The organism is Carboxylicivirga sp. M1479 (assembly GCF_007097485.1).
Taxonomy (GTDB): Bacteria; Bacteroidota; Bacteroidia; order Bacteroidales; family Marinilabiliaceae; genus Carboxylicivirga.
In genome coordinates this window covers 1-1007 of the sequence record NZ_VKDE01000082.1, presented here as the reverse complement: position 1 = coordinate 1007, position 1007 = coordinate 1, and the positions used below count along the sequence as shown (strand labels likewise).

Annotated in this window: 2 protein-coding genes; both read right to left on the bottom strand. The window is 42.8% G+C overall.

Annotated features, from left to right (window positions below):
* On the bottom strand, positions 1 to 312 hold a 312-nt coding region (locus tag FNN09_RS20860), incomplete at its 3' end, for a sulfatase-like hydrolase/transferase (protein ID WP_143304423.1).
* Between the two features lie 14 nt (positions 313 to 326).
* Positions 327 to 1007: DUF3472 domain-containing protein (locus tag FNN09_RS20855; protein WP_143304422.1), on the bottom strand; the 681-nt coding region annotated here is incomplete at its 5' end.

The following is a 1007-nucleotide window of genomic DNA, read 5'->3' as shown; positions in this document are numbered from 1 at the left end:
TCGAATATCTGTATGCCCGGTATGTTTTCCGGTCAATAAGACACTTCTGGATGGAGCACAAACAGCCGAACCGGAATAGTGTTGCGAAAAAATCATTCCTTCTTTGGCCAATTGGTCGATATTGGGTGTTTCTATTTTCTCCTGACCATAACAGCCCAATTCGCCATAGCCTAAATCATCGGCCAAAATGTAGATAATATTGGGTTGCACAAGTTCTTTACTTTTTCCAGTTGAGTTTGTTTTGCACGCACTAAAAGTCATAATTATTATAACCATACTAGCTAAAACTGTCAACTTTAATAGATTCTTCATTTTAATTAAGCTTTTTACTTCAATTGACTAAAGTTAATCTCGGGTTGCTTACTCTGTGCTTCTCTTTCAAAATATTGGTCGAAAGGCACTCGTTCGCTAAAAAATCCACAGTTTTTCATAAAGAATTGACCATCATGCACGCCTCCGGCATAATCCAGGCGGGCGTCCTTGCGAGCCGTGGCATCAGCCGTAAACTTGGCTTTGGTCAGTTCAAACCACTTTCCTTCAGTATTACAGGCCCATTGATTGGTATACCAGGCCATGCGGCTTTGGTTCCCCATTTGAGTCATGAAGTTCTCCAGAAAAGAATGAGGACGTTTAATATAAGTAGATGTCTTTGGTCGACGGAAACTGGCGATGAGTTGCCATTCATTCACCACGGGGTCCATAAACCAGGCCGTATAATCGGTACTGTTGTTCACAGTAGGCTTCGCCTTTAATAAGAACCGATAGGTTTGACCTGCTTTCCACATGTATTTCAGATAGCTTTGTCCGCCGGAGCCTTCGTTACCGAATTTACCGGTATACACATCGTCGCCTTTCTTGAGCAAGGTGATGCGCTGGTCTTCTGGTATCTCTTTAGGATTATCCGTTTTATAGGGGCTCCATACTGAGAACAAGATCCGTCGTTCCTCAGACGAATTGACCTGAATGCCAAAGTAGCCCTGCGCAAAACCATTGGCCATAAAATAAGA